The 23720-nt window shown below is 40.8% G+C and carries 24 protein-coding genes; 3 read left to right on the forward strand and 21 right to left on the reverse strand.

Annotation, left to right across the window (positions count from 1 at the left end; genetic code table 11):
- Positions 1-159: 159 nt before the first annotated feature.
- The 16 genes from hypA to flgH all read right to left on the reverse strand — a co-directional run bounded on the left by hypA (position 160) and on the right by flgH (position 15317).
- Entirely contained in the window at positions 160-501 is a 342-nt protein-coding gene (hypA, locus tag HMPREF1019_RS01315; RefSeq protein ID WP_009293875.1) for a hydrogenase maturation nickel metallochaperone HypA, read from the reverse strand.
- Entirely contained in the window at positions 501-1493 is a 993-nt protein-coding gene (gene hypE / locus HMPREF1019_RS01320) for a hydrogenase expression/formation protein HypE (RefSeq protein WP_009293876.1), read from the reverse strand. Before hypE ends, hypA begins: the two co-directional genes overlap by 1 nt.
- 8 nt (positions 1494-1501) lie before the next feature.
- Entirely contained in the window at positions 1502-2590 is a 1089-nt protein-coding gene (gene hypD, locus HMPREF1019_RS01325; protein WP_009293877.1) for a hydrogenase formation protein HypD, read from the reverse strand.
- Entirely contained in the window at positions 2590-2829 is a 240-nt protein-coding gene (locus HMPREF1019_RS01330; RefSeq protein WP_009293878.1) for a HypC/HybG/HupF family hydrogenase formation chaperone, read from the reverse strand. Before HMPREF1019_RS01330 ends, hypD begins: the two co-directional genes overlap by 1 nt.
- The gene (hypB, locus tag HMPREF1019_RS01335; RefSeq protein ID WP_009293879.1) at positions 2829-3635 is read right to left on the reverse strand and encodes a hydrogenase nickel incorporation protein HypB; all 807 of its coding nucleotides are present in this window, start codon (positions 3633-3635) and stop codon (positions 2829-2831) included. The genes HMPREF1019_RS01330 and hypB overlap by 1 nt, the downstream gene beginning before the upstream one ends.
- 123 nt (positions 3636-3758) lie before the next feature.
- A complete protein-coding gene (locus HMPREF1019_RS01340; RefSeq protein WP_009293880.1) occupies positions 3759-4400 on the reverse strand; it encodes a GDYXXLXY domain-containing protein in 642 nt (213 codons plus the stop codon).
- On the reverse strand, positions 4397-5659 hold the full coding sequence (locus HMPREF1019_RS01345) for a DUF2157 domain-containing protein (protein WP_009293881.1): 1263 nt from the start codon (positions 5657-5659) through the stop codon (positions 4397-4399). Before HMPREF1019_RS01345 ends, HMPREF1019_RS01340 begins: the two co-directional genes overlap by 4 nt.
- The gene (locus HMPREF1019_RS01350; protein ID WP_034900971.1) at positions 5643-5909 is read right to left on the reverse strand and encodes a hypothetical protein; all 267 of its coding nucleotides are present in this window, start codon (positions 5907-5909) and stop codon (positions 5643-5645) included. Before HMPREF1019_RS01350 ends, HMPREF1019_RS01345 begins: the two co-directional genes overlap by 17 nt.
- Before the next feature lie 111 nt (positions 5910-6020).
- A complete protein-coding gene (nikR, locus tag HMPREF1019_RS01355) occupies positions 6021-6434 on the reverse strand; it encodes a nickel-responsive transcriptional regulator NikR (protein WP_009293882.1) in 414 nt (137 codons plus the stop codon).
- A 45-nt stretch (positions 6435-6479) separates the two neighbouring features.
- Positions 6480-8705, reverse strand: coding sequence for a carbamoyltransferase HypF (gene hypF / locus HMPREF1019_RS01360; RefSeq protein WP_009293883.1), 2226 nt, complete (start codon positions 8703-8705; stop codon positions 6480-6482).
- Complete coding sequence (locus HMPREF1019_RS01365) at positions 8689-10161, reverse strand: hypothetical protein (RefSeq protein WP_009293884.1); 1473 nt, start codon at positions 10159-10161, stop codon at positions 8689-8691. The genes hypF and HMPREF1019_RS01365 overlap by 17 nt, the downstream gene beginning before the upstream one ends.
- Positions 10158-10703: a HyaD/HybD family hydrogenase maturation endopeptidase gene (locus tag HMPREF1019_RS01370; RefSeq protein ID WP_009293885.1), complete on the reverse strand. Its 546-nt coding sequence runs from the start codon at positions 10701-10703 to the stop codon at positions 10158-10160. The genes HMPREF1019_RS01365 and HMPREF1019_RS01370 overlap by 4 nt, the downstream gene beginning before the upstream one ends.
- Positions 10703-11383, reverse strand: a complete 681-nt coding sequence (cybH, locus tag HMPREF1019_RS01375; protein ID WP_009293886.1) for a Ni/Fe-hydrogenase, b-type cytochrome subunit — start codon at positions 11381-11383, stop codon at positions 10703-10705. The genes HMPREF1019_RS01370 and cybH overlap by 1 nt, the downstream gene beginning before the upstream one ends.
- A gap of 9 nt (positions 11384-11392) precedes the next feature.
- Positions 11393-13111: a nickel-dependent hydrogenase large subunit gene (locus HMPREF1019_RS01380; RefSeq protein WP_009293887.1), complete on the reverse strand. Its 1719-nt coding sequence runs from the start codon at positions 13109-13111 to the stop codon at positions 11393-11395.
- Between the two features lie 9 nt (positions 13112-13120).
- Positions 13121-14266, reverse strand: coding sequence for a hydrogenase small subunit (locus HMPREF1019_RS01385; RefSeq protein WP_009293888.1), 1146 nt, complete (start codon positions 14264-14266; stop codon positions 13121-13123).
- A gap of 343 nt (positions 14267-14609) precedes the next feature.
- Positions 14610-15317 (reverse strand): flagellar basal body L-ring protein FlgH, encoded by a 708-nt coding sequence (flgH, locus tag HMPREF1019_RS01390; RefSeq protein WP_002940928.1) that lies wholly within the window; start codon positions 15315-15317, stop codon positions 14610-14612.
- Between the two features lie 473 nt (positions 15318-15790).
- On the opposite strand from flgH, the gene pta reads away from it, so the two are divergent.
- From pta to HMPREF1019_RS01405, 3 genes are read left to right on the forward strand one after another with little or no spacing between them, the layout of a single operon-like run.
- Positions 15791-16750 (forward strand): phosphate acetyltransferase, encoded by a 960-nt coding sequence (gene pta, locus HMPREF1019_RS01395; protein ID WP_232210164.1) that lies wholly within the window; start codon positions 15791-15793, stop codon positions 16748-16750.
- A gap of 1 nt (position 16751) precedes the next feature.
- Positions 16752-17945, forward strand: a complete 1194-nt coding sequence (locus HMPREF1019_RS01400; RefSeq protein ID WP_009293891.1) for an acetate kinase — start codon at positions 16752-16754, stop codon at positions 17943-17945.
- A 2-nt stretch (positions 17946-17947) separates the two neighbouring features.
- Positions 17948-19012, forward strand: coding sequence for a tyrosine-type recombinase/integrase (locus HMPREF1019_RS01405; RefSeq protein WP_009293892.1), 1065 nt, complete (start codon positions 17948-17950; stop codon positions 19010-19012).
- 726 nt (positions 19013-19738) lie between these two features.
- Here the strand turns inward: HMPREF1019_RS01405 and HMPREF1019_RS01410 are convergent.
- The 5 genes from HMPREF1019_RS01410 to HMPREF1019_RS01430 all read right to left on the reverse strand — a co-directional run bounded on the left by HMPREF1019_RS01410 (position 19739) and on the right by HMPREF1019_RS01430 (position 23716).
- A complete protein-coding gene (locus HMPREF1019_RS01410) occupies positions 19739-20188 on the reverse strand; it encodes a hypothetical protein (RefSeq protein WP_009293893.1) in 450 nt (149 codons plus the stop codon).
- On the reverse strand, positions 20185-21609 hold the full coding sequence (locus tag HMPREF1019_RS01415; protein WP_009293894.1) for a UDP-N-acetylmuramoyl-tripeptide--D-alanyl-D-alanine ligase: 1425 nt from the start codon (positions 21607-21609) through the stop codon (positions 20185-20187). Before HMPREF1019_RS01415 ends, HMPREF1019_RS01410 begins: the two co-directional genes overlap by 4 nt.
- Positions 21606-22391, reverse strand: a complete 786-nt coding sequence (locus HMPREF1019_RS01420; protein ID WP_009293895.1) for an alpha/beta fold hydrolase — start codon at positions 22389-22391, stop codon at positions 21606-21608. The genes HMPREF1019_RS01415 and HMPREF1019_RS01420 overlap by 4 nt, the downstream gene beginning before the upstream one ends.
- Positions 22381-22611: a type II toxin-antitoxin system Phd/YefM family antitoxin gene (locus HMPREF1019_RS01425; RefSeq protein ID WP_002942153.1), complete on the reverse strand. Its 231-nt coding sequence runs from the start codon at positions 22609-22611 to the stop codon at positions 22381-22383. The genes HMPREF1019_RS01420 and HMPREF1019_RS01425 overlap by 11 nt, the downstream gene beginning before the upstream one ends.
- Positions 22612-22675: 64 nt before the next feature.
- Positions 22676-23716 carry a D-alanine--D-alanine ligase gene (locus HMPREF1019_RS01430; protein ID WP_002942187.1) on the reverse strand — a complete coding sequence of 347 codons (1041 nt, stop codon included), beginning with the start codon at positions 23714-23716 and terminating at the stop codon, positions 22676-22678.
- Positions 23717-23720 lie beyond the last annotated feature (4 nt).

The raw sequence follows: 23720 nt of genomic DNA on the forward strand, positions 1-23720 counted from the left end.
CGCTCATTTTTGATTATTTATATTATCCCAGGCTCGTAAAGTGCGTAAAGATATCAAAAGCTAGAGATCAAGGTTTTGGTAGCTATTTTTTACTACTACCACTATTAAAATATTTTAATAAAAAAACATAAAATTTTACGCATTATAATACGTAAAATTTTACTTCATCTCAAGGCGCATGAGATACATATCTTCGCCGTCAGTTACCTTTAAATTTTGGCTTTTGCACTTTGGACAGGTGAAGTCATTTTCGCTAAGCTCCCCGCCAAATCCACAATCCAAACACTCGATCACAATGCCTTGTAAATTTATCACAAGCTCGGCGTTTTCGCAGATCGTGCCAGCCTTATAAACATCAAAGGCACTCTCCAGATAGTGTGGCTCTACTCCGCTTAAGCGACCAACCTTTATCTCGATCTTGCTTATCTCTTTGGCATTTTCTTTGGCGGCATTTTTTTCACAAAGAGTGACTAAATTTTGAACGATACTAAGCTCGTGCATTAGCAGATCCTTGGTAGTAGCTCACCCTTTGGCGGCTCGAGAAATCTTCTTGATTTATAGGCGTTTTCGATGATGACACGCTCGTTTTTGGCCTCCATTACCTCGCCTATTATCATCGCGTTTTGATCAAATTCTCTTAAAATTTTAAGTGCCTTCTCAGCCTGACTCTCATCGACAGCCATCACAAAAGTGCCCTCATTTGCAAGCTCATAAGGCTCAAATCCAAATAGCTCACAAACGCCCATCACTTCGTCTGCGACCTTGATATTTTCTTCAAAAACCAAGATGTCAAATTTGCTAAATTTAGCCCACTCGTTTAGCACCGCACTTAGTCCGCCCCTTGTCGCATCACGCATAGTTTGTGGCTTTATACCAGCGCTAAATAGCTTTAAGGCAACCTCTTTTAGGCTTTTGCAGTCACTTTTTAGATCAAGCCCAAGCTCAAATTCCTCTCTTGCTGCAAGCACCACACCGCCGTGTCTGCCAACATCTCCAGAGATTAAAATTTTTGCCCCTGCTTTTAAATTTTTAAGCTCCACGCCTTCACAAACTATCTCGCCGATACCTGCTGTGTTTATGAAAATTTTATCGCATTTGCCCTTTGGCACGACCTTCGTATCGCCGCAAACGACGCTCACGCCGCTCTCTTTGCAAGTTTTTGCAAGCGAGCCAAGCACACGCTCGAGCTCCTCTATACTTAGCCCCTCTTCGATGATTAGCGAGCAGCTTAGGTATTTTGCGCTTGCTCCAACCATCGCTAGGTCGTTTATCGTGCCGCAAGCTGCGATCTTGCCGATATCACCGCCATTAAAAAAAATGGGAGTTACCACAAAACTATCGGAGCTAAATGCGATCTTGCCGTTTAAATTTAGTATCGCTGAGTCGTTGCTCTGCCTTAAAATTTCATTATCAAAAATTTTAAATATCGTCTCGTTTATAAGCGAGTTCATCTCCTCGCCGCCGCCGCCGTGGCTTAGCATTATCTTTTTCATTAAATTCCTTAACCAACTCTTGCGTATTTAAAATATGCCGCACAAGCGCCCTCGCTTGATACCATGCACGATCCTATCGGATTTTGCGGGTTGCAGACCTTGCCAAAGACCTTACAATCAGTCGGCTTTGCTAGCCCTCTTAAAATTTGCCCGCAAATGCAAGCCTTGCTCTCGCCAGCACTCTCTACACTGCAGTCAAACTGCACTCTGGCGTCAAGGTAGGCAAACTCATCTTTTAGCTTCATACCGCTTTGCGCTATCTCGCCAAGCCCTCTCCAGACAAAGTCGCACGGCTCAAAATACTTAGCTATGAGCTCTTTTGCCTTGACGTTGCCCTCTTCTTTGACCGCCCTTGCGTACTCGTTATAGACTTCATAAGTGCCTGCGTTTTGCTGACGGACTAAATTTAGCACACTTGCCATGATGTCAAGTGGCTCAAAACCACTAATGGCGATAGGTCTTTTAAATTCGCTCGCTAATTCTTTGTAGATTTTGCTACCAGTGATGACGCTTACGTGACTTGGTCCCAAAAATGCGTCTATCCTTACGTTTTCATCGCTCATTATAGCTCTAACTGGCGCTGGGACGGTTACGTGATTTATATGAAAGTATAAATTTTTAATGCCCTCTTGCACCACTTTTTCAACCAAATTTGCGCTCATCGGCGTCGTCGTCTCAAAGCCAATGGCAAAAAATATGACCTTTTTGTCTGGATTTTGCTTAGCGATATTTAATGCATCAAGTGGCGTGTAAAGTGCCCTTATGTCGTGTCCCTCGCCGCGAAGCTTTTGCAAGCTTGTCTTTGAGCCAGGCACTCTTAGCATATCAGCTAGCGTGCAAAAGATCACATTATCCATACTAGCAAGCTTACAGGCCTCATCTATGCGGCTCTTTGGCATGACGCAGACCGGACAGCCTGGGCCGTGGATGAAATTTATATGCTCTCCAACTAAGCTTGGCAGTGCAAATTTCATAATGCTATGCGTGTGGCCACCGCAAATTTCCATGATATTTAGCGGTTTTACGCTCTCTTTTTGGATGAGTTTTGAAAGGGCTAGGATTAAATTTTTATCGCGAAAATCATTGATAAGATCCATCAAATTTTCCCCGCGTCCATATCCTCAGCGATCTTTTGATAGACCTCCAAGCTCTCAAGCGCAAACTGCGTATCGATCTTTTGCATGGCGTATCCAACGTGGATTAACACATATTCGCCAACTTTTACCTCTTCAGATATGAGATCTAGGCTTACCTTTCTAGTAACGCCCAAGGTTTCAACGGTAGCAACGTTGTTTTCATCTATTTCTATTACTTTTGAAGGGATCGAAAGACACATTATCTTAGCTCTTTTTTAAATTCCAAATAACTTATCCATTTATCGATGCCTTCGCCTGTTTTGCTATCTACTACAAAGATATCAACCTTTGGATTTAGCTTTCTAGCGTCGTTTTTTACTCGCTCTATATCAAAGTCAAAGTGCGGCGCAAGCGAAGCTTTTGTGATCAAAAGCACGTCAGCAGCCCTAAACATCACTGGATATTTGCTAACCTTATCATCGCCCTCTGGCACTGAAAGAAGCACAGCGTTAAAGTGTGAGCCAACGTCATAGCTTGCAGGACAGACTAAATTTCCAACATTTTCTATAAAGACTAGATCAAGCTCATTTAGTGGCAGGTGATGAAGCCCCTCATGCACCATAAATGCGTCTAAGTGGCAGGTCTGACCTGTGCTTATCTGATGAGCTTTTGCGCCAGCTTTTACTATGCGGTCGGCATCTTGATTTGTCTCTAAATCGCCCTCTACAACGCCTATTTTAAATTTACCAGCCTTTATCGTAGCTTCTAAAAGCGTGGTCTTACCAGCACCTGGGCTACTCATCAAATTTACACAAAGTATCTTTTTCTCATCAAGATGCGCTCTGTTGTGAGCGGCCTCTTTGTCGTTTTCAGATAGGATTTTCTCTATCACGTCTATCGTTTTGCTCTCGTTTAGCACAGGGTGTGCGTGAGCCTCGTGGCTATGCTCGTGTGCGTCATGAGCGTGGTCTGTATGCCCGTCGTGAGTGTGTGGGTGTGAGTGAGTGGTGCCATCAGTGTGAGTGTGGGCGTGATTACCCATTGAACAACCGCAATCTTTACACATTTTATTATCCTTTTTTATTAATTTTTAGAGATTTTAACGCTTAAATTTAAAAATAAAATTAAAATTTAAGGGCGTTTTATGCAAATGAGATAAATTAACCCGTTTTTTAATTACCCTTTAAATTCACCTTTGATCTTGCAAGCGAATGTTTTTATCTAGCTTTTCAAGGCTCTCGTTATCATCTGTGTAGCCATTTTCATCAAAATTTTCATCGCTATTTTTTTGTTTGCCATTTGGTGTGATGATGAGATCTTTTAGCCTTGCCCTGCCATCATCCATCACCATCAAAACAGCAACAGCATCCACATCTTGATCCATCATCTCTCGCTCAGTCTGCTTTGCCTTTTTAGTTGGCATGTAAAACTCTTCGATGCCATATTTTACAAATAAATATCCATCAAATTTGCCAGCTAAGAAAAGAGCGTCTTTTGGCTTAGTAAAGCTAAATTTATCAAAAGCGTAAGTGGCGTTAGCATCTTGTTTTAAAATGGCGTAAATTTCATCATTTTTTGAGATATTTCTATCATATATATATATCTCAACGCCAGTTTTTTCATCAAATTTAGACTGCTGCAGATTTGAAAAATCTGAAAAATCATAGCTCAAGCTCACGTAGTTTCCGCGAAAGAGATCCCTTGGATCGTAAAGATTTACCCTCACTTTTACCTCTTTTCCAAGATAAAGTGGCATGAGCGCGTATGCAAGCATCGCAATTATTAGTAAAATTTGAAAAATTATGGCTAGTATTAGTGATCTTATCTTCATTTTGTACGTCCTTTTTTAGCAGCGACTGCGAGCACGACGAAGGCAAAGACGATAAATAGCGCCGTAGCCCCCAAATAATCGCCTATTAGCTCAAAGTATCTAACCACCGCAACTAAGAATATCATGCATAGTCCAAGCGTTAGCTCGCCATTTTTGATAAGCACGGCAGCGACGATGATGTTTGCTAGCGAGAAGAAGATATTTGCATATCCCACGCCTAAGCTAAAGACAAATGGCAACGCAAAGAGTATCAAGCCAAGAAGCAAGCCGCTTTTGTTTTTCTCTTTGAAAAATAGCGCAATGCTAGCGATGCTAAATACGGCAAAAACCTTGCCAAAACTGCTATAAAAAAATGCTTTTGCAAACCAAAATTTATCTTCTTCTAGCTCGTAGATATCGCCATTTGCATAAGCTATCAAGCAAACGATCAAGATAACGATGCCAAGATACTTGCCAAAGCCTTTTACAAGGTGCGCCAGCCTATCTCTAAAGCCAGCTAACGTGCTAAAGAGCGCGACAAGTAAAAGCGCGTATGAGAGCGATAAAGTAGCAGCCATCGGCGCTCTAAACATAAGGTCATAGCCATAAAATTCATTAAACCCGCTGATCCTAGCGCAAAGCGAAACGATGTAGAAAAATATATCTGCTAGAAGCACAATCGCAAGAAATGCCGAGTCACTTTTATAAAGCGTGTAGGCGCCAAGGGCTATAAAGACGACAAATTCATAAGCAAACTCGCCGCCCGTGCCCTTTAAAACAAACCAGATCGTCGCAAAAACAAGGCTTTGAGCCACCAGCAAGGGCTTTTTACTAGCAAAAGAGAGCGCCATAGCTCCAACGCTCCAGAGCAAAACTCCGCCACTTGGCTCGTCGCTAATATTATAAATTTGAGCGATAAGCGCTATGGCTGCTCCGTAGCAGAAATTTCCCAAAAAGAGCGTAGCCGTGCCAAGCTTGTCTTTGCCCTTTTTGAGATAATAAACTCCGCCAAAATTTAAAAGAGCAAGCACGCCAAAGATGATGACAAGGCGCCCCATCCTTGGTATCTCCTCCCAGTAAGCTCCAACAAGGGTAAAAAATGCCAGCGCAAAAAAGAGATAGGCAACCAACTTTAAGATAAAGCTAGTCTTCTCGCTATGAGCGTTTAGATCTATATCATATAAATTTGCTATTTTTAAAGCGGTGGCCTTATCGACCACATCCTCTTTTTGCCAGCGATCTAGCTCTTTGGCTAGAAAATTTCTATTGTAAAAATTCATCTTTCATTCTCTTTAAATGACATTTTTTTGTGGCTAATGATAGCATACAAGCGCCAAAAATGCTAGAACAAAAATAAAGTAAAAAAAGGGAGAAATTTAAAAAGCCAAAAAAACTTGGGCGGGCTTTTGCAAATTTAGCTTTAGCCAAAGCCCAAGTAAAAAACAAACGGTCATCAAACTTTCGCCACAAAAAGATATCAGGCAAGCAAAAAATAGCAAAACCCAATAACAATTTGCAAAAATGGATCACAAAAACTGCTAAAAACTACCAAAAAGACAAAATAAGACAAGCTCTGCAGCCAAATAAGCGCTGCTAGCTATTTACAAAAACCTAAATTTAACAGCCAAAAAAGCTTTTAGCTTAAAATTTAGGCACAGCGGCCTTTGTAAGTTTAGAAAACTTAACACCCTTTAAGCCAGCAATCCTATCAGCAAAGCGCTCTATCTTGCTAGCCTCACCTCTTATCGAGATCGTTTCTAGGCAGTTGTGGTGATCGACATGAACGTGATTTGTGCAGATGATCTTCACATCAGAGTCATGCTCGATATCCATTTTTTTATTCACCAAATCGTTGTGATGATGCACATAAATGAGCGTCAAAACCCCAATCAACTCCTCGTTAGCGTCCTTCCAGCTGTCGCTTACGATCTTTTCACGGATCAAATCCCTTGTAAATTCACTCCTAGAAGCGTAGCCTTGTTCGCTAACTTTTCTATCTAGTTCGTCTAGTAATTGACTAGGCAAAGAAACACTAAAACGTATAACACTATCCATTTTTTGCTCCTTTCTCGTTTGATTACCGTTTATAATCATTATACATCACTTATTAGAAAATGTGGATAAATAATAATAAATTTGCCCTAAATTTACGTTAGAATCGTTACTGCAGAATTTCTTATTGATATAAAATTTCAAATTTGCTTTAGTAAATTTTTTGTAAATAAGTTCAAGCAAAGTCTTATTTTGAAAAACTCCACCGCTTAGTAAAATCTCTTTTTTCTCATTTTTAGAAATTTCAAAAATAATATCAGCCATGCCATTTATAAATGCCGTTGCCGCCACTCTTGGCTCATCTTTTAAAGCGCTTTTAAAGGCCTCTTTAAAGCCGATAACTCCGTCATTTAGGCTAAATTTGTAACACACATCTAAATTTTTATTATAAAGCGCCTCAAGTCTCATGCCGCTTTCGCCCTCAAAACTCGAGTGAGAAATGCCACATATTATCGCACCAAATGCGTCAAATATCCTACCAACCGAGCTAGTTTTTACTAAATTTAGCCCCTTTTGCTCCATCATCTTGAAATTTCGAAGCACTTTTTCATCAAAATTTACTAAAAATTTACACCCCTCGTCCTCAAGCTCATACTTTAAAATAATAGAATAAGCGATGAGATAGATATTTTTTATGCTATTTTCGCCGCCAAATAAGCTAAATTCATCAAAGTGACAAACCCTTTTATAGCTTTTTTTATCCAGCCTAAAAACCTCGCCACCCCAAATTTTGCCGTCTTCTGCGTATCCAGTGCCGTCAAAACAAAAGCCAAGATACTCTTTATCTGGCAAATCATTTTCAAAGATGACACTTAGCAAATGCGCGTAATGATGCTGCAAATGAACTAGCTCAAAGCCCTGATCTTTCGCCCATTTTGTATTTAAAAAATTTGGATGCAGATCGGCTATGACCTTGTCTATTTTTAGATCATAAGTCCTTTCAAAAAGTGTGAAAATATCCTTAAACCTATCAAAAGTAGCCACATTTTTTAGATCGCCGATATATGGACTAACCATCAAAAGACCGTCTTTGTAGATGCAAAATGAGCTTTTTAGCTCCGCTCCAAGGGCTAAAAATGTCCCTTTTTGCTTAAAATTTGTATGGATGAAATTTGGATTTAAACCGCGGCTTGTTCTTGTAAAAACAACTTCATCTCCAACGCAAAATGCGATACTATCGTCACTTGGCGAGTAAATTTCTCGGTCGTGATCAAGGTAAAAGTCTATGACGTCACCTAGTTTTTCTCTTAGCTCACTCTCATCTTTTATCACAACCTCGCCTGAGATGTTTGCGCTAGTTGCGATGATGTCGTATTCTAAATAGTCAAAAAGTAAAAGATGTATGCCGCTAAATGCGAGCATAACGCCAAGCTTATTTAAATTTGGAGCGACGCTTTTTGCGATATTTGAGCCGTTTTTTGCTTCAAGCAAGACGATCGGCTTTAAATTTGAGCTAAGAAGCTTCGCCTCCGCCTCTGAAATTTGCGCTATTTTTCTAGCGTTTTGTAGATTTTTACTCATCAGAGCAAAAGGCTTGCTTGGGCGGTGCTTTCTGGCTCTTAGCTCGCAAACTGCGGCTTCATTTGTCGCGTCGCAAACTAGATGAAAGCCACCAAGCCCTTTAATGGCTAAAATTTTGCCCTCGTTTATGAGTCTAGCCGCTTCTTTGGCTGCTTCGTTTTTACTGGCAAGCACTTTGCCAAATTTATCTTTTAGATAGAGTTTTGGTCCGCAGTTTGGGCAAGAGATCGGCTCTGCGTGGTAGCGGCGATTAAGCGGGTCTTTATACTCGCTCTCACAAAACTCGCACATCTTAAACTCGTTCATCGTCGTATTTACCCTGTCATAGGGCAATGCTTTGATGATAGAAAATCTCGGTCCGCAGTTGGTGCAGTTTATAAATGGGTATTTGTAGCGTGGATTTGTAGGGTCATAAAACTCACGCAAGCAGTCATCGCAAAGTGCGTAATCAGGCAAAATAGGCGCTTGTTTGGTGGCGCTTTTTGAAGCGATGATCTCAAGCTTTTCATAAATTTTATCTATCTTAAATTTCTTTAGCTCATCGATCCTAGCAAGGGCTGGTAGCTTCTCATAAAGCTCTTTTTCAAAAGCCAAAAAGCTAGCCTCTTCGCCGCTAAAATTTAGCTTCACGCCCTCATCATCGTTGTAAATTTCGCCAACAAGCTTAAATTTGTCCGCTAAAGTATAGACAAAAGGTCTAAAACCAACGCCTTGAACTAAGCCTTTGATCTCATATCTAAAGCTTGATCTCAACGCCAAATCCGGGGTCAAAATTTGTTTTTATATTTGGGTTTAGGTGCTTTTTTATCAAGTTGCTAACTACCTTATTATAAAATAAATCCCCGCTTAAAGTAACATTTTTAATGTTAAATTTATCTCGTTTTTCATAGCTAAAATCGCTCAGAAAATGCGCCAAAGACTCGGTGCAACCAAAGCTGATATTCTTCTCTCCAGCGCCAGCAAGGATAAATGAAATAATACTTTTTGCAAACTTAACCCCGTCTAAACCAAAGTCATCTTTCATCTTATAATCGATCCTAACGCCCTTTTGACCGCTAAAATCAGCTGCTATAAGAAGCAAATTCTCCCCTGCTTTTTTAAACTCATCACTTAAGCCAAGCAAGCGTCCAGCTATGCAAAATAGCGAGAAAAAGCTAGCATTTGAGCTAAATTTACCACTTGGCAGGGCGCGCTCTTTACTAAAGTTTTCAAGTAGTCTTTCGCCGCTCTCATCGGCTCTTATGAGCTCATAAATTTCTTCAAAGCTGCTAAATTTTGGTAAAAATAGAAGTTGTGTTTTGCTTGTTTTTGAAAGCAGGCAAATTTCATCATCGCTAAATTTGCTAAATTTAAGCCCCAAAGACACTTCGCCAAAATAGCTAAGCTCAAATTTCTCATCTTTTGTGTAAAAAAATTGGCTTAAAAGTGCGCTATTTTCAAGTAAAATTAGCCTTAAAAGGGCGTTTTTTTGCTCCTTTACAGAAATACTTAAAAAGCTAAAGCCCTCTTTGTTTAGCTGCTCGCAAAGGGCGTAAAGAAAAAGATCATTTGGCGCCATCACGTCAAAAAATAGCGGTGCGCTCTCGTGATTTTGCCTATAAATGGCTGTCGTCTTTAGTGCCAAAAGTGGCTTTTCAAAGCTAGCAAGCGCGATCTGCGCCCTATCATCGGCGATAAAAATTTTAGGTAGCTCTTTTAAATTTACAGGCATCAAGAAATTTGCATCAAAATTTACCCCAAGAGAAATTTCATATAAATTTTCATCTTGCTCTATGCAAACACTTTTGCCGTTTTTTAATAAATTCAGGCAAGTTTTTAGCTTTTCATTAAAATTACCAAGCGTTATTTCGCCATCAAATTTACTCCAAGTAAGTACGCCGCTTTCATTTAAAATAGCCTTGCCATTAGCCAAAAATGCCGCCGCTTGAGATGGGCTAAGCGTGCCAAATTTTATCTTTTTAATTTCACCCGCCTCGTCAAGCTCATCTGCCACATCAACCTCGCTATGCTTTATAAAAAGGCTATAAGGCAAAATGGCGCTTGCTCTATCTGCTAGGGCGCTAAGCTCCTCGACAGAGCCACTTACTTTTAGGCAAATTTGATCATTTTTGCAGCTTATAGAGTGCTTAAGCTCCCCAGCTAATGAGCGTAAAAATGGCGCCAAAAAGGCTGGCTCTTTAAAGCAGTCAAATTTAAAAGCAAGTATCATTTTAAACCTTTTTTGGCGTAGTCATCGAGGAGGGTATCGTTTAGGGTGAAATTTGCCACCTTTTCGCACTTAAAATCAAGCTCTTTTAAGTGATCAAGTAGCGTTTTTTCTAGGATGTTAGAAGCTTTTATCACTTCATCTGAGAGGCTAAAATTTGATGATTCTATGCGGCTAGGTACGATGCCTAAGATTTTAGTTGTCGGCCTGTCGCCTGCAAGCTCCATTAGATGAAGGGTTTGAAGCATCTCGATCTCGTGAGCCGAGCCGTCCCAGCTGATAAAATTTGGCATGTTTAGAAAATCAAAAAAATAAACATCGCCCACGCTTGCGCCATTTGCGCTAATGCAATCAACGACGATGAGATAGTCAAATTCGCTTATTATGTGAGTTAGAGCGAGGGCTAAAGTGCCCCCGTCCATTAGAGTAAGCTCGTTTTTAGAACTTGTAAATTTATAGTTTTTAGCCATCAAATTTACAAAATGAACACCTATGCCCTCATCAGCAAACATAACGTTGCCAATGCCAAGAACCAGCACTCTCATCAGTGTTCTTTTACAAATTTATAGCCACTAACGATGGCGTCCATCGCTCCATTTTTGCCTTTAACGGCGTTAAATATCGCCATATAAACGTGAATTGGCACAAATATCATGATGATCCACATGCAAATTCTATGTATCGTTCTAACATTTGCTAGTCCGCCCATAAGCTCTTCAAAGTATCTTGCTGGCTCGTAGATCGCTCCGCCAAGCCCCTCGTGATAAACGTGAGCGTAAAGCACTAGGCCAGTTAGGCAAATGAGTGCCAAGATGACATAAAAGAAAAAGTATGAGGCAAACTGCAATGGGTTATAAACGCCCCTTAAATGCGGGTGTGGGCCCATAAAAATGTAGTATTTTATCTGCGCTATCCAAACTTTTGGGCTCAAAAAGTCAAGCACGCTCATCCACTCTTTTTTGCTGTGTTTATCAAAGACAAATAGATAGAATTTAAAGATAAATACCGCTATTAGCACAAAGCCAGCGACCTGGTGCGCCAAACGCCACTTTGCTTGCATGAAATTTGTAGGCTCGCTTGTGATCTCTGGGCTCATAAAGACATAAGAGATGTAGTAGCCGCTCACAATCAAAAGTGTGATAGCTACAAATCTAATCCAGTGTGTCAGCCTAACGCCGATGGAGAATTCATATTCGCTGATCCTGTCAGGATTTTTATGTGACATCTTTTCTCCTTATAAATTTGGATTTATCTTATAAGTACTCAAATCATTTCCCTTCGTATCCATAACATGCACGGCACACGCGATGCAAGGGTCGTAAGAGTGAATTTTTCGTATTATCTCGAGTGGTTTTGAAAGATCAGCGATCTTCATACCAACCAAGCACGCCTCGTAGCTGCCCATTTGACCTTTAGCGTCTTTTGGTGAGGCGTTCCAAGTGCTTGGCACGACCGCTTGCCAGTTTGAGATGACGCCATCTTTTATGCGGCACCAGTGGCTTAGCGCGCCTCTTGGAGCATTGCCTTGAAAATTTCCTTTGTACTCCTTTTTGTTATCGATTACATATTTTGCGCAAGTCTCTTGATCTGTCTTTAAATTTTCGATCAAGGCATTAAATGCGTCCATTGTGTGCTCTGCGACCACTTTTGCTTCAAGCATACGAGCAGCGGTTCTGCCTAGAGTTGAGAAAACTGCGCTTAGTGGCAAGCCACTCTTTGCTAAAAACTCATCAACTATCTTTTTAACTCTCTCGTTGCCTTTAGCGTAGTTTATGACGACGCTTGCGATCGGTCCTACTTGCATAGGAATGCCGTCATATCTTGGCGCTTTGATCCAGCTATATTTGCCCTTTGTGTCAAAAAGCTTGCTGTGAGCTAGCTTGCCCTCGCCATCTATGCTCTCGCCATCGACAAGGCCAGTGTAGTTTGCCTCTGTCTCACCATCATAAGGATGAAGTGCTTTGTCATTTTTATACCAAGCTCTTGTCGCCTCTTCTGTGATCTTGTCTTCGTCTATGTCATAGACCTTGCTAAGATCGCCATTTAAGATGATACCGCCTTTAAATAGATGGTCATTTTTGCCGATCAAAAACTCATCGTAGCAGAATAAATTTGATACACCAACGTCGTTTAAAACGCTTGGCTCGTTTGCATAAGCCTTAGCAGCCATCAAAATATCTGGATAGTAAGCTCTATCTACAAATTCTTTGATCTCGGCAAATTTACTCATATATTCGCCCATTCTAGCTGGATCCATAAGGTCCATCACACAGGTCACGCCGCCAACTGTTAGGCTTTGTGGATGTGGGTTTTTTGCACCAAAGATAGCCATCATCTGAGCTGCTGTTCTTTGGATTCTAAGGCACTCAAGATAGTGAGAGAGGACGATTAAATTTTGCTCTGGAGTAAATTTATATGTGCTATGTCCCCAGTATGCGTTGGCAAATGGTCCAAGGTTGCCCTTTTTAACAAAGGCTTCAACCCTCTCTTTTACCTCTTTTAGTTTGTCAGCTCCCGTGGCAAATGGCGTGCTTGTGTATTTAAACGCCTCTTCGCTAGCTTTATGCACGTCTGCACTTAGTGCAGAGACGACGTCCGCCCAGTCCATGCCGTGGAGCTGATAAAAATGCACGATGTGATCGTGAAGATATAAAGCTGCGTTCATGAGCGTTCTAGTTAGCTCTGCATTTAGTGGAGGCTTGATGCCAAGGGCGTCCTCAACTGCGACTATGCCTGCTCTGTAGTGTGAGTATGTGCAAACGCCGCAAATTCTTTGCATGAAAAAGCCAGCATCTCTTGGGTCTCTGTTTTTTACTATCTGCTCTAAGCCCCTCCAAAGAGTTGAGCCAGAGTAAGCCTCTTTTACAACGTTGTTTTCATCAACTACGACTTCTATTCTTAAGTGCCCTTCGATACGTGTTATAGGGTCTATTACTATTCTTTTTTCACTCATTTTTTCGCCTTATTCTTTATCTTTACTCATACAAGCTAGTGTAGCGTGAGCCGCTATACCAATACCAGCTAGAGCTAAAATTCCAATGCCTATTTTATCACTTACATTATCAGCGCCAAGCCCTAAAACAGTGTCAAATAGCCTATCAGCCATTGGCTCTTCAAACGGCCCCATCGTATCCCAGAAGTCTGGCTCTGAGCAGCCTATACAGCCGTGTCCTGCTTGAACTGGCCATGATGTGTGCTGGTTAAATCTCTCGCGTGAGCAGTTATTAAATGTATATGGACCTTTACAGCCTACTTTATATAAGCAATAGCCATTTTTTGCGCCCTCGTCGCCAAAGCTTTGGACAAACTCGCCTGCATCAAAGTGACCACGTCTCTCGCAAAGATCGTGAATTCTTAAGCCATAAGCCCATTTTGGTCTGTTATAAACATCAAGTGCAGGCAAGGTGCCAAATAGCAAGTAGTGAAGCACGTTGCCAACGATGTTTTTCTCGCTTGGAGGACAGCCTGGCACGTTTATGACTGGCTTATCAGTCACCTTTGAAAGACCGACTGCATTTGTTGGATTTGGCTTAGCTGCTTGGATACCGCCAAAGCTAGAACAGGTGCCAATGGCAAAGATAGCAGCCGCGTTAGCAGAGGCATTTACAGCGTGAGTTTTGCCGCTTGTGCCGTGAGGTCCGACTGTTAAAAAGTGTTCAGTTGCTCCCGTTGGCACGCCACCCTCAACCAGCAGGATGTATCTGCCTTTATATTTTTCTATCGCATGCTCTAAATTTTCTTCAGCCTGCCAGCCAGCAGCAGCCATGATAGTTTCGTGGTATTCAAGGCTTATGTAGTCAAATATAAGGCTATCTATGCTTGGAGCGTCGGTTCTTAGTAGGCCCTCGCTACAGCCAGTGCATTCTGCCATGTGAAGCCATATCACAGGGAGCCTATCGCTTAGCTCAGCAGCACGAGCAACCATCGGTGTCATCGCACTTGGCAATGCCATAAAAGCTGTCATCGCACCAGCCCACTTCATAAAATCACGCCTAGTAAAGCCCTTATCTTTTAAAAGCTGCGCAATGCTAGTGTCATTTTTCATCTTAGGCAATGCACTAAGTTCGCTTAAGCGTCTATTTATCTTTTGACGCAAGTCATTATTCATATAAGCTCCTTCATTTGAAATTTGTTTATTTTGTATCTTATCTTTTTTAAAAAAGACAAATATTATTTTATTTCATTAATAATTATATTTAAATAAATTTTAAAATAAAATTTTAAATGCCTTGATATCAATAATCATAAAATATGCTAAAAAATAATATTTAGTGAGAATTTATCCTATTTTGAGAAATGATATGGCAAAAATTCTATTTTTCTGAAAGTAAATATCAATTAAATTTTAATAATTTTTAAAAAATATAATTTAGTATATTTTATAAGAAAGAGCTTTGAAATATAAATTTTTAAAAGCCTAAATGGGTTAAATTTAGGCTTTTAAATTTGCATTAAAATGGCCAGATAGCCTCCATAAGCCTTGTGCCCCAAGGTTTTTTGGTTGATTTGTCTAGCTCGCCCTCAGTTTTATACAAAATTTTGGCGTCAGCTATGTATTTTGAGTCGATCTCGTTGTTTTGCGAGATGTCATAAGGCCTGATGACGCCACTTACTTGCATGATCTGTTTTTCGCCGTTTATGAGTAGCTCGCGGCTGCCCTCGATGAAGTAGTTGCCGTTGTTTAGGATCTTGATGATCCTAGCTGAGATGGTCGCGGTAAATTTCTCGCTTCTGTTGCTAGTGCCACTTCCTGTAAATTTATTGCCGCCACCTGCTTTAAAGCCGATGTCACCATATTTGTTTAGATTATCAGCCACGGTTGAGAGCGGTGCGGCTCCAGCTGTGAAAACGCCACCGCCAAGCGAAATGGTGCTATCTTTGTTGGTGCTTTTGCTGCCGCTTGAAATTTGACTTGCATTTTCTGAGATGACGATGGTTACGATGTCATTTACATTCATCGCCTTTCTGTCTGAAAATAGCGGATTTTCGCCCTTGCCAAAGAGGCTACCGGCGTTGCTTTGACCGCTGCCACTATCTTTTGAAGGGAGTTGCTCGACATAAACCGGAGGTTTCATATTGATGTGAGGATCTGCACTTGGGGTGCAACCTGTGTAAAAAATGCCCGCAAATGTGACGAGCCATATCTTTTTATAGTTCATAAAATGCCTTAAAATAAGTATCTTTGTGCTAAGATTAAGCAATTTAAGTTCCCAAAAAGGTCACAAATGAAAAGTTGTTACATTTTTTCAGACAAAAATCTAGCATATTTGCAGGAAATTATAGCTACAAAATTCAAAAAAGTTGAGATCTTTAAGATAACTCCAGACGAAAACGACAAAAAAAATCTAATAAATTTAAATGATAAGGAGTTTTTTTAAAATTTATAGATAAATTTGAAGAGATAAAGGCTAAAAGCGACTTCGTCGTAGTCGTTGGCTGTGAGGGCTTTAGCGTCTTTGGCAAGAGCGAGCTAAATTTAAAGCTAGCTAGAAATTTAAACGCGCCTGTTTTTGACGAAGATGCAAGCGAGCTAAGGGCGCTAAATTTAAACTCAAAGCTTCTAATAACTGATAAATTTGATGAAATTTTAAGCTACAAGCATGAGATCATCACGCCATTTAAATTTCAAAGCCTGCTTCTAAAAAGAGCCAAAGCGGCAAACAAAACGGTCGTTTTGCCAGAAAGTGATGATGAGAGAATTTTAAAAGCAGCTCACATCGTGCTAGAAAAAGGTGGGGCAAATATCATCTTGCTAGGGCTTGAGAGCGAAATTTCAAAAAAGGCAGCCACTTTGGGGCTAAATTTAAGCAAAGCCAAAGTGTTAAACCCTGCGCAAAATGAGCTAACAGATGAATTTGCAAAGAAAATTTATGAGCTAAGAAAACATAAAGGTGTGGATGAAGCCAAGGCAAATGCGCTTGCAAAAGATAAAATTTACTTTGCCACGATGCTAATTCATGAAGGCATAGCTGATGCTTTGGTAAGTGGCGCTACGATGAGCACGGCTGATACGATCCGCCCAGCCCTTCAGATCATAAAAACAAAGCCAAATGTAAGTGTGGTAAGCGGGGCATTTTTCATGGCGCTTGAAGAGGAAATTTTACTCTTTGCAGACTGCGCCGTCACGCCAAACCCAAGCGCGGACGAGCTAGCTAGCATCACGCTAAGTAGCGCTCAAACAGCAAGTGCCTTTGGTCTTAACCCAAAGATCGCCATGCTAAGTTACTCAACTGCTGATAGTGGCAGCGGGGCTGACGTGGAGTTTGTAAAAGAGGCTGCCAAAAAAGCAAGCGAACTTGATGCGAATTTAAAAATAGCTGCGCCAATTCAGTTTGACGCGGCAGTTGATCTAAGCGTGGCTAGCAAAAAGATGCCAAATTCCGATGTCGCAGGTCTTGCAAATGTATTTATATTTCCAAATTTAAACTGCGGAAACATCTGCTATAAGGCAGTTCAGCGAAGTGCAAACGCTCTAGCGGTGGGTCCGATACTTCAAGGGCTAAAAAAGCCAGTAAATGACCTAAGCCGCGGCTGCCTCGTCGAAGACGTCGTAAACACCATCTTAATAAGCGCGATACAAGCAGGAGAGTGATATGAGAATTTTAGTTTTAAACTCAGGTAGCAGCTCGATAAAATTTCAACTTTTTGAAATGCAGACAAAAACGAGCCTAGCAAGCGGTCTAGTCGAGCAGATCGGCAGCTCTAGCTCAAGGGCGGTGCTAAAAGCAAATGGCGAAGTTTATGAGATAAAACGCTTCATAAAAGACCACCACGACGGACTTGAGGCGATGAACGAGCTCTTTACCACCTCGCATACACTGCACGATCTAAGCGAGCTTGACGGCATCGGACACAGGATAGTTCATGGCGGCGAGAGCTTTTTTAGCTCGATGATCGTTGATGAGAGCGTGATAAAAAAGATCGAGGAGATAAGCCCACTTGCCCCACTTCACAACCCAGGGCACCTTGCTGGCATCAAAAACGCGATGAAAGAGAGCAAAAACGTGCCTCACGTCGTCGTTTTTGACACTGTTTTTCATCAAAGCATGCCAGAGTACGCTTACCGCTACGCCCTACCCTACGACGTTTGCAAGACCCATCACATCAGAAAATACGGCTTTCACGGCACTTCGCACAGATATGTCTGCAGGCAAGCTGCTAAAATGCTTGGCATAGAGTTTGATAAATTTAACGCCATCTCGCTTCACTTAGGCAACGGCGCCTCAGCTTGTGCGGTGCAAAATGGTAAAAGCATCGACACCTCGATGGGTCTTAGCCCGCTTGAAGGGCTCATAATGGGCACAAGAAGCGGCGATATGGACCCAGCCGTGGTCATCTATCTGCTAAATATCGGCGTTTTAAAGTGGAACGAGATCGATAACTTCTTAAACAAAAAGAGCGGACTTTTTGGAATTTGTGGCTCAAGCGACATGAGAGAGGTCGTAGCCAAGATGCAAAACGACGAGCGCGCAAAGCTTGCGTTTGAGATGTTTTGCTACCGAGTGAAAAAGTATATCGGCTCATACTACGCCATTTTAGGACGTGTTGATGCGCTCATATTTACTGGCGGTATCGGCGAAAATGCGCCAAATACAAGGCAAAAAATTTGTGATGATCTAAAACATCTTGGCATCCACATCAACCACGAGCTAAATTTCTCAAATGAGCGAGGCGAGAGGTGCATAGATGAAGAAGGCGCTAAGATAAAAACGCTCATCATCCCAACCAACGAAGAGCTAGAGATCGCAATAGAGACAGCCAGAGTGATAAAAGAGAGAACGCTTTAAGCATGAAATTTCCACTTGACTGCAAAGATAGTTTTGAGAGCTCATTTATCTTTTGGCTAACTCGTTATGTCAAATTTAAACTTAGCTCGCTTTCAAACAAGGAGCTAAGAGACCCAAAGGCGCTTGCAAGTGTAAATTTCGCCCTAAGCCGTGAGATAAAAAATATAGAGCAGCTTGATGGGCTGGTAAAAAGCGCTAGAAATGCAGGTCTAACTGGTATAAATACCTACTTTAACCCACTTAAAAAGATATATGAGACGATGAAATTTTATGAGCTTAGCAGCCTAAAGCAGATCGATGAAGAGCTGCTAAGTGAAATTCTAGCAAGTACTACTGGCGGGCTAAGCGATGCAAGCAAGAAAAACTACAGAATTTCAGTGATAAATTTCTTTGCCTTTTTAGACAAACAAAACGAAGAGGACGGCAAGGCTCATGTTTTTGATATAAATTTAAAAAACTGGGGCGGAGTTAGTGGCAACAAAGGCCAAAAGCTGCCTGAGTTTATGGGCGAAGAGGAGGTCAAGAAATTTCTTGAAGCGATCGAGGAGAGCGACTTTAAGCAAAACTCAAACCGCAACAAGCTCATCATCAAGGTCATTATCTTTACTGGCATCCGCGTGAGCGAGGCGCTAAATTTAAAGAGAAAAGATATCACCGAAGATGGCGATCTTTTTATCATTAGAATCCGTGGTAAAGGCAACAAATACCGCATAGTAATGATAAAGCGCCACCTAATAGAAGATCATCTAAACGCAATCGCCATAAACTACATCAACAAAGAGGGCTATCTTTTTATAAATAAAAAAGGCACAAGGCTCACGCAAGCTTATGTTAGCCGTATCGTGGAGCAAATTTTATTTAAAGCAGGCATCAGAAAAGAGAAAAACGGCGCTCACATGCTGCGCCACACCTTTGCGACGATGCTTTATAAAAAGCAAAAAGACCTTGTGTTAGTGCAAGAAGCCCTTGGACATGCGAGCCTAAATACCTCACGAATTTACACGCACTTTGATAGCGACAAGCTAAAGCTCGCTGCCAAAGTGGCTGAGGACTTGGCGAATGAGTAAATTTAAATCAAAATTTACTCATTAATAGCTAAAAAACTCAAATTTATCATTTTGTTATTGCAAGGCAAGCTGTCAAAGGACTTTGCTTCTCTCAAAAATGCTAGAAATTTGAAGATAAAAGACTTGATGAGCTAGCTTAAAAAAGATAGCGATCTTAAATTTACTTTGTCTTTTGAGTGGGGAGCTTCATCTTTGGTGCGCTTGACATAAACCGCTTTATGACGGGACAAATTTAGCTTAAAGCCCAAGCAATCCAAAGGCAACCGCCTATACACTCTCAACTTTATAACAAGGCAAATTTGGCTTGGAGCGCTAAAACTAGCCATTTTTCTAGCTCACGCCGTCCTTTTTATAGTCATAACCGGTGCGACACTTGACGCAGTTACAAACATTATAAACGAATATCTGCAAAATGCCATTAGACTAATCCGAGCAAATTTTATAGTTGGCACCTTAGGCTTTATCATAACTATTTTCTTTTCAGAGCTTGTAATGCCACCAGAAAGCAAAATTTAGAGAAAACATAAAAATTGCAGATGAGCAAGCCAAAAACCTCGCGGTATAAATTTAACCCTGCTTATATAAAAAGTGTGTAGTTTTAACGCAAGATGTGGCTTGTTTTTACAACTCTTTTAAATGAGCCACCTTCATAAAGACAGCAAAATACTAAAGTTTTAAATTTAAAATTTGATGAGGAATTTAGCTTGCTTGCAAAGTCAAATTTGACTATTTTTTAGCCTTTGGTTCCTCTTCTTCTACCGTCTTATTTGCCTCTTGCTCTTTAAACTCTTCAAAAAGCTCGTCATACCTAGCCTTAGCGTTTTCGTATACGCCAGATGGCAAGGTGATGTTTAGATCATCTTTTAGGCTCATCACATCATCGCAGGCGTTTTGATAGCCAAGGTCGCAGCTTTTCATAAAATAACTCACTCCAAGCTCGATATTTGAGTGCTTTTTTAGATCACTATCCATCTGCTCGTTTATCTCTTCATTTACAAACATATCGCCCAAAGCCTCGCAAGAAAGCACATCTTTTTGCTCGCAACCATCGTAAAAAATTTCATACGCAGTTGCGTAGTCTCCGGCGCTTCTAGCCTCATTGCCCCTATCGTAGTCATCGATGTCAAAGCCTGAGGCTAAGCTTAAGATTAGAGCTAAAAAAACTATCTTTTTCATATAAAACTCGGTGCGTCGTTTGAAAATAGTATAAGATCGCCAGCATGCGTGTTTTGGGCTAAAATTTCTTGCATTTTATTCTTGTCCTTTAGGATGATGATCTTTGGCTTAACGATGTGTTTTAGCAAGACTTCGGCATTTAGCGAGCTTGTTATGATGACGAGGTCAAAAATTTCATTTATCACCTTGGCTAAATTAGCATTTTGCTCCGCATCGCTCTCAACGATACCAGGCGTTAGCAGTACTTTTCTGCCAGCGTAGGTGCTTACAAGCTCGTAGCTTGCGCTCATGCCTGAGAAATTTCCATTGAAGCTATCATCGATTATCAGCTTGCCGCCAGCCTCGATCTTGCTTAGACGGTGCTCGACGTTTTTCATCTTAGATAGCGCACCATTTATCGCTTCATAGCTCATTTTTAGGTATCTTGCCACCTTGACGCAGACGGCCAAATTTGTAGCGTTAAATTTGCCAAGTAGCGGCGAAGCGTAGTTTTTGCCATCAAGCGTAAATGAAATTCCATCTAAATTTGCGTTTATATCTTTTAGGTTCTCATCATAAATTTCTAAATTTTGGCTTGGCTCTTTTTTTGTCGAGCTATGCAAAAATGCCCTTTGCAAGCGAGCGCTTTGAAGTGCTTCAAGCTTTGTCGCGCGGATGTTATCAAGCGTTTTAAAGTACTCAATGTGTTGCGCGCCGATCTCGCCAACGATGACGATTTGTGGATTTAGAAATTTAGTGATCTCTAGGATGTCGCCCTTTAGCCTAGCGCCTGCTTCAGCGATGTAAATTTGCGTTTGCTCGCTTAAATTTTCGTTGATATCTTTGATGATGCCAGCCATTGTATTTACGCTACGAGGCGTTTTGTAGCAGACAAAGCTATCTTTTAAAATTTCAAATAGGAAATTTTTAATGCTCGTTTTGCCGTAGCTTGCGGTGATTAGGATGATCTTTAGCTCTTTGTTTGCGCCCAGTTTTTTAAGCGCCTTGTTTTTAAAGCCTTGAAATTTGATCTTTTCTAAAATTTCACTAAAAAATAGGCTCACGACCAAGACAAAAAGTGGCATAGGAGCCAAAAACGCCTTGTGGATGATGAAATTTAAAGCGTAGTTTAAGATGATAGCGCAAGCAAGGATGGCAAAAAAGTGCTTGATCCTACCTGTAAAGACTAGCTTTTTATCAAGTTTTTTATGCCAAAGATAAAGAGCTGGCAAAAGCGCAAAGTAAAAATAGATAAAAAACCACTTGCCAGTCGTGTAAAATAGCACCAAAGGCACGATGAAGAAAAAAACGTGCCAAGCGGGCTTTGTGAAGTGAAAGAGCACGCGCTCAGGCCTATATGAAAACCACTGAAAGCAAGTGATCACATAAAAAGCAAGCGCAAAGATAAATAAAACTGTGCTTATGCTTAAAAATATACTCATCTTATCTCCTCGATCCCGCTCTCATCGTCATCTAGCACGACATTTTTTGCCTCATTTGGCTCAAAATTTATCCCTTTTTCTATCTCGTCGCTTATAAATTTAGCGTGAAGCAAAAAGAAAAAGTGATCGCCACTAAGCGGGAAAAATGAGCTATTTTTGATAAGTCTATCTATGCTCTCGCCGCTTGTTACAGGCGTTGCCTTGTCATTTTCTCCCCAAAATATAAAAGCTCTGCCACCAAAGTCAGCAAAATGCTTTGCAAAATCCTCATCAACGACGTTTTTTAGGGTTTCATACATCACTCTGCTCATGCCGCTCACATCTTTTGTGGCAAAGAGTTTATAAAATTTACCAAAGCCAAATATCTTTAAAATTTTAAATATCGCTATCTTTGCTCGCACGATAAATGGCTTTTTGACGACTATGCCAGCAGAGCTTAAAAGCACTAGATATGGCGGTTTTAGAAGTGTTGCAACCTTGCCGCCAAAGCTATGTCCTGCGATGATGTCTGGTTTTATTTGTAGCTCGTCACAGAAATTTGCAACGATTTTTGCGTAGTCACTTGTTTTTAAAGGCTTAAAAATGGAGCTTTTACCAAAGCCTGGCATGTCGATATATACGTGGCAAAAGTCATTTAGATAGTGCCCAAAAGCCTTTTTCATTATCTCTTTGTTTGCGCCCCAGCCGTGCAAGAAAAGCACTACTTTTTTGCATTTTGGATTTACTACTTCGTAGCTGATATCGTACTCGTCTGAGCCGTATTTTACCGCCCTACTCGCCATCGTTTTCTCTCTTTTTAGCAGCGTAAATGCTCTCAAGCACGCTTACTGCCTCGCAAAGGCGCTCGTACTCCTCCATATTTAAAAGGACTGCTTCAAATTTATTGTTTTTAACGATGACAGCGCGCTTTAACTCGCTAGCTCCCACACGTGAAAGCACTGAGCTAAAATTTCTAACCACCTCGGTTGCTGTATAAATTTCATCTTTTGTAAAAGTTACCATTGTCGCTCTTTATGTAAAATTTTACGTAAAATATCACAAACTACTTTATATATCGCTAAATAAACTAGAGCTTACCGCTACCTTTTACCGAAGTGATCGAGTTTATAAATTTATAATCAATCTTTATCTCACGCTCTTTTGGAAGTGAGTTTGCAAGGGCATTTAGTGTGCTCTCAAAGTCCTCAAATAGATAGTTCGCAAGGCTGCCTGGGTTTGGGTTGATCTCGTTTAGATAGACCTCGTCATCTATCACAAAAAAGTCGCATCTAATGATCGCTCCGTCAAATCCACAATCATAAATTTTAGAAAAGTTAAATTTAAGCTTTTGCTTTAGCTCTTCAGAAATTTCCGCCTCTTTTACCTTGTTTTCATTTGAAAAACTTAGATATTTTTGCTCGTAGTCAAGAAATTCTTTCTTTTTTGGCTCTTCGACGATAGAAAATTTGATCTTTCCATCGATCTTGCAACCTGCAAGGTTGTACTCTTTGACGCCTTTTATAAAGGGCTCTACCAAAACATCTTTGTCAAATTCAAACGCCACGTCTTTTGCGTAGGCAAGCTCGCTATCATCATGCACGACGCTCACGCCGATACTGCTGCCTAGCCTTGCTGGCTTTAATATAATAGGATAGTGAAATTTTGGCTCACTTTGACGAGTTAGCATCTCATAGTCAAGCGCCTTTACACCAGCCTTTTGCGCTAGAAATTTAGTAAGCTCTTTGTTGTAGCTAAGCGCGCTTGCTTCAAGCCTTGGACCTATGTATTTGACCCCGTAAAAGTCAAAAAGTGCCGCTATCTTGCCATCTTCGCCGTCCATACCGTGGATCAAATTTATAATGACGTCGCATTCAACTTTGTTTGCGCCAAAAAGCGAGTGCGCGTAAAAGCCGCCCTTTGCTAAAGATAGCTTCTTTGAGTTTTTGTATTTGCCAGAGCTAAAAAAATTTGCCCTCATATCTTTTTGCTCGATCAGGTAAAAGTCCCTATTTGCATCACAAAATATAAATTTTAGCTCCTGTTTTAGGACGTTTTTTAAAACTATCGCGCTTACTATGCTTATCTCATGCTCAAAACTCTTTGCCCCAAATATCACGCCTAAATTCATCTTT

Origin of the sequence: Campylobacter sp. 10_1_50 (assembly GCF_000238755.1) — a bacterium.
Lineage (GTDB): Bacteria > Campylobacterota > Campylobacteria > Campylobacterales > Campylobacteraceae > Campylobacter_A > Campylobacter_A concisus_R.